The organism is Moorena sp. SIO4E2 (assembly GCF_010671945.1).
In the GTDB taxonomy this organism is placed as follows: Bacteria; Cyanobacteriota; Cyanobacteriia; order Cyanobacteriales; family Coleofasciculaceae; genus Moorena; species Moorena producens.
On record NZ_JAAHIE010000033.1, the window covers coordinates 23,497 to 31,891 of the forward strand.

Here is an 8,395-nt window from a genome sequence, read left to right on the forward strand (position 1 = left end):
GTTAGGTGCTAAAAAAACGTGGGAATTAGCATTGTCCTGCGACTAAATCAGGAAGGAAAATTACGCTATAATGGTACTAGATCTGCCAAGATTCTACAAAGCTTGTAATCCCAGCAAGCCCCTGAGTATGGGAGATGTCAATGATAGAAAATACTATATTGATTTTTCCCCAGTCAGAGGAAATAAAATTATTGAGTCCCTCAAGCGAACCATCACCCTAATTTCTCCAGATGAGCCGACTTGTCAGCTGTTTACAGGGCATATTGGCTGTGGTAAATCCACAGAATTACTTAGACTAAAAGCTGAATTAGAGCAACATAAATTTCATGTGGTTTATTTTGAGTCGTCTCAAGATTTAGACATGGCTGATGTTGATCTAAGCGATATTTTGCTGAGTATAGCTGGTCAAGTCAGTGAAAGTCTGGAGAAAATTAAAATTAATATAAAACCAGGCTATTTTGTCAATCTTTTTACAGAAATTACCGATTTTTTGCGCACACCAATTGAATTAGGTGCTGAAGCAGAATTGTCGGTAGGCATTGGCAAAATAACGGCTAAAACTAAGGAAAGTCCTAAACTGCGGCGTCGATTACGGGAATACCTCGAACCTCGCACTAGTGGAATCTTAGACTCGATTAATGAAGAACTACTAAAACCTGCTACCACTACCCTGAAGAAAAAGGGTAAGGCGGGACTAGTGGTGATTGTGGATAATCTGGACCGGGTGGATATTCGCCCTTTACCCTCTGGGCGTACGCAACCAGAATACTTATTCATTGACCGGGGTGAACAGTTACGCCGACTCAATTGCCATATTGTGTACACAATTCCCTTGGCGTTAACTTTCTCCAATGAGTGCGAAACCCTGAAGAATCGCTTAGGTGGTGGACTTACTCCTAAAATCTTACCGATGGTGCCAGTTAAACTGCGCACAGGTAAGGAGTTTCCCGATGGCATGGCTTTGCTACGAGAAATGGTACTGGTTAGAGCTTTCCCCAATCAAACTACTGAGGAACAATTTGCTTTGCTCCCGGAAGTATTTGATAATATAGAAACCTTAAACCGCTTGTGCCGAATTAGTGGTGGTCATGTGCGCAACTTGCTAGGATTATTGTTTGATTGTCTTAGGCAAGAAAACCCACCGATTCCCAGTGAGTGTTTAGAAAATGTGATTCTCGAACGTCGCGATTATCTGATCTCATCAATTACTGATGAGGAGTGGGAATTGCTGTTTCAGGTGGTGCAACAGCAAAAAGTCAGGGGTGATACGGAATACCAAACTCTATTGCGCAGTATGTTTGTCTTTGAATACCGCGATCGCGATGGAAATTGGTTTGGTATAAATCCAGCATTAGAAGAGGCACCGCAGTTTAAGTCATGGTTGAAACAAAATCACCAGCAGACGCTGCCCAATACAACGATAGTACATTAAAGGCTCTCTCTAGAGCGATCGCATTTTCACAAGGGGAATTTTCTCTTGTGATCGTGCGATGTAACTACCAGGGTTTGCAACAACAGATGCTGCAACGCCTCAAAGCACTGTGTCAGCCGCAATACCAGATTACAGAGTTTATCATACCGCCATCGGCTACCACCCTTTATACCACCATCCAAAACTACGAACACAGGGAATTGGGGCGTGGACAGGACAAGGGGATAGACAGATGCGGGAACAGGCAGAGTTCTAGCCCCATTGACCCTTCATCCCCTGACCCTCTTACCTCCTCACCCCCTCATGCCGCATTACTGATTGTTGGTTTAGAGTCAGTCATTGCCCTTGAGGAATTACTGACCTCTACTAATCAAGTCCGGGATGAGTTTCGTAAACGCCTAACCTTTCCTCTAATATTGTGGGTTAATGACCAAGTACTGCAAAAACTGATGCGGTTGGCACCAGATTTTGCCAGTTGGGCAGCCACTCCCCTCAAGTTTGAACTGACCACCACAGAGTTAGTCAATTTTCTCGGACAAAAGGCTCAAATGGTATTTGCCTGTCTATTGAACTCTGGAAAGCCTTCCCCCTCAACCACGCCACAAATCCCAAATCCTAACCTACCCTACTCGAACGCCAAAGGCGAACAACCTCCCAACCTCCAACCAACCAACCAACCTTGGCCAAAAGGCCACGCTACGCGAACAACCAACCTTGGCCAAAAGGCCACGCTACGCGAACAACATTCCAACCTTGGCCAAAAGGCCACGCTACGCGAACAACATTCCAACCTTGGCCAAAAGGCCACGCTACGCGAACAACATTCCAACCTTGGCCAAAAGGCCACGCTACGCGAACAACCTCCCAACCTTGGCCAAAAGGCCACGCTACGCGAACAACCTCCCAACCTTGGCCAAAAGGCCACGCTACGCGAACAACCTCCCAACCTTGGCCAAAAGGCCACGCTACGCGAACAACCAACCAACCTCCAACCAACCAACCCCGATATTTGTATTACCTATTCCAGAAACTCAGCACTGCAAAACCAACGTCGATTTGAACTGGATTTCGCCCTAAAAGATTTGCACAGTCGTGGCATTACCTTGGACAAGGAATTAGACGCTAGTCTAGAATTTGTTTTGGGTCTAGATGACTATAAACGCGATCGCATAAATCTAGCCAAGAAGCGGTTTCGTAAAAGCTTAAGAGTTTGGCAGCAAACCGATAACTTAGAACGGCAGGGGTTATTATTGTTTTATCTCGGTTTGTGTTACTGTCGCCAGGCTGACCAAAATCAAGCTCATAAACAGCGCTATTGGGAAGAAGCTTGGCCGTATCTGCATCGATGTATGGGAATTTTCACCCAAGCGGGGCGTCACGATCTGGTGGCTATTTTTATTAGTAAGCTAGCTGAACTGCTGCAGCATCTACAAGCGTGGTCATTCTTACAAACCACCTCTCAACAGGCTCTGTCCCTTCATGAAACCTATGGGACTCAGGTGCAACTAGCCCAAGATTACGGTTTTCTGGCAGAAGTAGCCCTTGAGCAATCCCGATGGGACGATGCTGGTCAATTAGCCGAGAAAGCTCTATTAATTTTGGTTGTTGCTGCTGATGATCAGCCCCATGACCAAGGCTTGCATCCATTGCTATTAGCCCAGCTCTATCGATTATTTTTGGTAAAATCCCAAGGAAAGCAGGGAAATTTAGCAGAAGCGGTCAAGCAGCTGGAAAAAGCGAGTCATAAACTGGCAGATGCCATAGAATCCAGCAATTATCGCTATGAGCCTCAGCGTTACCTGCACCTGTTGGAACGATTACGTAGCCTTTACTTTGAACAAGGGCAATACCTAGAAGCATTTCGGATTAAACAAGAACAACGGGCAGTGGAGCAGCTGTATGGCTTCCGTGCCTTCATTGGTGCTAGTCGTCTACAGCCACCACGAGGAGCTAATAATCCCAGCTGGCATGGTGTACAGCCACAAGACCTTATTCCCCAGGAAATGGCAGCTTCCGGACGTCAGCGAGATGTAAACCGCTTAATGGAACGGATTACCCGTGCTGATCACAAACTGACAGTTATTCATGGTCAGTCAGGGGTTGGAAAAAGTTCCATTGTCCATGCCGGATTAGTGCCAGCACTCAAAAATAGACCCCTTGGCGATCGCATTGGGTTACCGATTGTGGTGCAAGTTTACACCGATTGGGTGGGGGAACTGCATAAACACTTGGCCGATCAGGTATCAGGAAATGGGAATGAGGAACCCAAAATCCGGGAAAAATTTCTAAATTCTAATGGTAATGGTAATGGTAATGGTAATGGTAATGGTAATGGTAACGATCTAATTTACTCTGTCCTGGAGCAATTACAACACAACGCCGATAATAACTTGTTAACGGTTTTAATTTTTGATCAGTTTGAAGAGTTTTTCTCGGTTTATTCCCATCAATCCCAACGAAAACGGTTTTATACTTTTTTATTAAATTGTCTTAAATTACCCTATTTAAAACTAATTTTTTCTATCCGAGATAACGCCTTACATAAATTACTAGAACTAGAACATTATACTTGGGAAGTTATAGAAAGTAATATCTTAGATAAAAAGATTCGTTATCCATTAGTCAATTTTTCCTTAGAAGATGCTTATGCAGTTATTCAAAGCTTAACCCATCGGGCTAATTTTTATTTAGAGCCAGCTTTAGTTGACGAATTAGTCAGAGAATTAGGATCTGAAATTGGAGAAGTTCGTCCCATTGAGTTGCAAGTGGTAGGTGCTCAACTCCAAGCTGAAAATATTACGACTTTAGCTCAGTATCAGCACCATGGTCCCAAAGCCAAACTGGTGGAACGGTTTTTAGAAAAAGTTATTAAAGATTGTGGTCCTGAGAATGAAACAGCGGCTTGGCTAGTGTTGTCGTTACTCATTGATGACAATAAAAATCGACCCCTTAAGAATCGCTCGGAGCTAGCCATAGAATCATCCTTAGAAGACCATACATTAGATTTAATATTAGAAATTTTTGAGAAATCAGGATTAGTATTTATATTACCAGAAATTACGATCAACCGCTATCAACTGGTTCACGATTACCTGGTAGACGTTATCCGCCATAAAAAGCAATCGAAACTGCAAGCAGAATTAGAAAATCTGCGCCAGAAAGACAAACAGAGCCAGGATAAAATTGAGCAACTGGTTAAAGAACAAGAACTCCAAAACCAACTGGCTGAAATAACTAAAAAACAAAGGAAAACCGAAGAAAAGCTGAATCGAATTCTCAGACAACGATTGCGAGAAGCACGTTGGGCAGGAATGGCATTGTTCAGTCTGATGGTGATTACCGGTATACTTGGGGTTCGCTACGCTATCAGTAAAACCAACAACCATTTGAGTGACCTGAGCTACTCCTCAAAAGCTCTAGTTGATGCCAACAGAACCTTTGATGCCCTAATCCTAAGTTTAGAGGCAGCCCAGCAATTGCAGCAATCCCTTGGGGTGAATGCAGAGACCCAGACACGGGTAGTCACTGCTCTACAACAGGCAGTTTATGGGGTCAGAGAACGCAACCGTTTAAAGGGACATCGAGATTGGGTTAGTAGTGTCAGTTTTAGTCCAGATGGTCAGCTGATTGCCTCTGGGAGTCGAGACAAGACTATCAAACTTTGGGGCAAAAACGGTAAGTTGCTCAAAAGTTTCCGAGGTCATCGGGCTGGAATCCAAAGTGTCAGTTTTAGTCAAGATGGTCAGATGCTGGCTAGTGGTAGTGAAGACAAAACCGTCAAGCTATGGGGTAAGGATGGATCCCTAGTAATGACCTTAGATGGGCCAGATGGGCATACCGAAACAGTCCATTGTGTTAGGTTTAGCCCCAATCGCCAGATGATCGCATCGGCTAGTGAGGATAAAACTGTGAAACTTTGGAGTAAAGATGGTGCTTTACTCCATACTCTCACTGGTCACAGTGATTCAGTGTTGGGGGTTAGTATTTCTCCCAATAGTCAGTTAATTGCTTCTGCTAGTAAGGACAAAACTATCAAACTTTGGCGCAGGGACGGAACACTCCTGAAAACCTGGCAAGCTCATACCAAACCAGTGGTGAGTGTCCGTTTTAGTCCTGATGGCAACACTATTGCCTCTACCAGTACAGACAACACTGTCAAACTCTGGCAAACTAATGGGGAATTAATTGATACCCTCGAAGGTCATCGTAATTGGGTTCTTGATGTCAGTTTTAGCTCCGATGGTAAGAGGCTAGCTACGGCTAGTGCTGATCACACCATTAAACTCTGGAACAGTGATGGGGAATTAATCGAAACCTTGGCTGGACATAGCGAAATGGTGGTAGATGTCACTTTCAGTCCCGACAACAAGACCATTGCATCGGCTAGTGCAGACAAAACCATTAGACTCTGGGCTAGTGACGGGGGGATACTGGCACCGATCCGCCATAATCAAACTGTCAGAAGTGTAAGTTTCAGCCCCGATGGTGAAATGATTGCTACTGCTAGTGCAGACAATACCATTCAACTCTTGAGGCGTAAGGATCGTACCAGCAAAACCTTCTTGGCTCATGGTGAACCTTTGACTGCAATTAGTTTCAGCCCTGATAGCACGATTATGGCTAGCGCTAGTGAAGATAAAACGGTTAAACTCTGGAGTTTAGATGGCTCCTTGCTTAATACTCTAGAAGGACACCAGGATCAGGTTTGGGGAGTTAGTTTTAGTCCCGATAGTAAGTTAATTGCCTCTGCTAGTGCTGACAGAACCGTGAAACTCTGGGATTTAGACGGCACCTTAGTCAAGACCTTAGAGGGGCACCAGGATAAAGTTTGGGGAGTCAGTTTTAGCCCAGATGGCAAGCAGATTGCTTCTGCTAGTAATGATGGGACTGTAAAACTCTGGAATACTAAGGGTAAGTTGCTCAAAACCTTAGAAGGGGATAATCAAGAGCATAATGATGCGGTGAATTGGGTTAGTTTCAGTCCAGACGGCGAGATGATTGCTTCTGCTAGTAGTGATGGCACGGTAAAACTCTGGAATCGTGATGGCAAGTTACTCAATACCTTGAAAGGCCATAATGGTGCCGTGAATTGGGTTAGTTTTAGTCCCGATGGAACCTTAATCGCATCTGCTAGTGGTGATACAACGGTTAATCTTTGGAGTCGGGATGGACATTTAATTAATACCTTTAAGGGACACAACGATTCGGTGTTTGGAGTTAGTTTTAGTCCCGATGGCAAGTGGCTAGCTTCTGCTAGTAAAGACAAAACCGTGATCTTGTGGAATTTAGATGTGGATTATTTGCTACAGCGCGGTTGTAGTTGGTTGTACGATTATTGGCACTATAACCGTGAGGGTCAGAGGGATCAGCTTTGTGGATTTTCACTATAAGGGAGTAGGGAATCGGGAATCGGGAATCGGGAATCGGGAATCGGGAATCGGGAGCAGCGCTATAGTTTATGAACTCTTGACTATTGCCTATTGCCTATTGCCTATTGCCTATTGCCTATTGCCTATTGCCCATTACCCATTACCCATTACCTATTACCTAAATAGGGTCTGCTGCATAAGTGTGGAAGCCATGCTTCAGTTGGCTTTCAATCATTTTTGGTCTCGCCAAGTGCAAGAAAATGGTATCTAATAGGCTCAAAAACCTTGCACCTTCATGGAAAATTCCCTAAAACCATTAACCATTAACCTCACCATTAACCTAAAACCTAACACCTAACACCTATTCAAACCCGAAAATTACGACTTATTCAGCAAACCCTAAATATGTCAACTATCAGAAGACTGCTGAACCACCTGTGTAACTTGTTCCACCTCTAATTCTAAAGCTTGGGCAACTTGTTCTATGGTTAACCCCAACGCTATTGAACCTCCCCACCCTGTAGAGGGATGGGGATTCCCAGGCACAACCTAAGTGGCTGTTATTTCCATGGGCGTAACTTTCCCTGGCCGTAGGCCACGCTACGCGAACGCACCGAGGGTAGCTGGATGGGGTCAATACCCAGTTGTTTTAAACCCCTGTTCCTAATGTTTACACCACCGTTCACATCAGCATCATCGTGATATCCGCATTCAGTACAGAGGAACTTTTCCCCATCTCTATTGTCTGCACTGATGTGATGGCATTTCGGGCATTCAACAGATGTATGCTTAGGGTTGACTTTGATGATCGCTATGCCTGACTTCCCAGCCACGACTTCTACCTTCAAAACTAGTTCTCCCCAGGCGGCTTCAGATATTAAACGATTGAGTGCTCTTTTGGCAGATTGTCCGTTGCGGACATACCCACCATCCTGATTGGGCTTGGGTTTGCAACGAGACTTCATACCCTTAATGTTGAGATCTTCAAAAACCAGGGCATCTGTACCATCGGTCAATTTTTTAGCCACTTCCCAATGGTACGCAGAACGCTTATTGGCTAACCGTTCGTGTAACGACGCAACCTTACTAAAAGATTCTTTGCGGTTATTTGAGCCTTTCTGCTTCCGACTCGCAGCTCTTTGTCTTAGTTTCAAGCGCCTTCTTTGACGCTTGTAATTTTTAGTGTTAGATGGATTTGCAATAGTTTCGCCATCAGAAGTACTGACAAGTTTATTGATACCTAAATCGCATCCTTTGACACAATTTGGGTTGATTTCATCAGTAGTTTTCACCGGAGGTAACGGAACTGATTTGTCCTCGATCTGAATACTGACAAACCAACCCCGTGACTTTCGACGCACGGTCACAGATTTGATCGTGAAACCTGTTGGGATAGGACGAGAATTATAAAATCTCATCCATCCTATTCCGGGCAAGTAAATTCGATTGCCGTCAAGTTTTACTTGACCTGGTGAGTACTTGAAGCTCCGGTAACGAGAACGTCTTTTGGGTTTGGGATACCCTGCTTCACCTTTAAAGAATTTTGAGAAGGCGGTATCCAACTGTCTTAGCATTTGTTGCAGGACAGTTGAGT

The 8,395-nt window shown here is 44.4% G+C and carries 4 protein-coding genes; 3 read left to right on the forward strand and 1 reads right to left on the reverse strand.

Annotated features, from left to right (window positions below):
• Window positions 1–70 precede the first annotated feature (70 nt).
• From F6K37_RS06595 to F6K37_RS06605, 3 genes are read left to right on the forward strand one after another with little or no spacing between them, the layout of a single operon-like run.
• Window positions 71–1,432, forward strand: a complete 1,362-nt coding sequence (locus tag F6K37_RS06595; RefSeq protein WP_287249031.1) for a P-loop NTPase fold protein — start codon at window positions 71–73, stop codon at window positions 1,430–1,432.
• Window positions 1,378–6,822: a WD40 domain-containing protein gene (locus F6K37_RS06600; protein WP_287249033.1), complete on the forward strand. Its 5,445-nt coding sequence runs from the start codon at window positions 1,378–1,380 to the stop codon at window positions 6,820–6,822. Before F6K37_RS06595 ends, F6K37_RS06600 begins: the two co-directional genes overlap by 55 nt.
• Window positions 6,806–7,072, forward strand: a complete 267-nt coding sequence (locus F6K37_RS06605; RefSeq protein ID WP_287249034.1) for a hypothetical protein — start codon at window positions 6,806–6,808, stop codon at window positions 7,070–7,072. The genes F6K37_RS06600 and F6K37_RS06605 overlap by 17 nt, the downstream gene beginning before the upstream one ends.
• Window positions 7,073–7,361: 289 nt before the next feature.
• On the opposite strand, the gene F6K37_RS06610 is transcribed toward F6K37_RS06605, so the two are convergent.
• A partial coding sequence (locus F6K37_RS06610; protein ID WP_287249036.1) for an RNA-guided endonuclease InsQ/TnpB family protein occupies window positions 7,362–8,395 on the reverse strand: 1,034 nt, incomplete at its 5' end.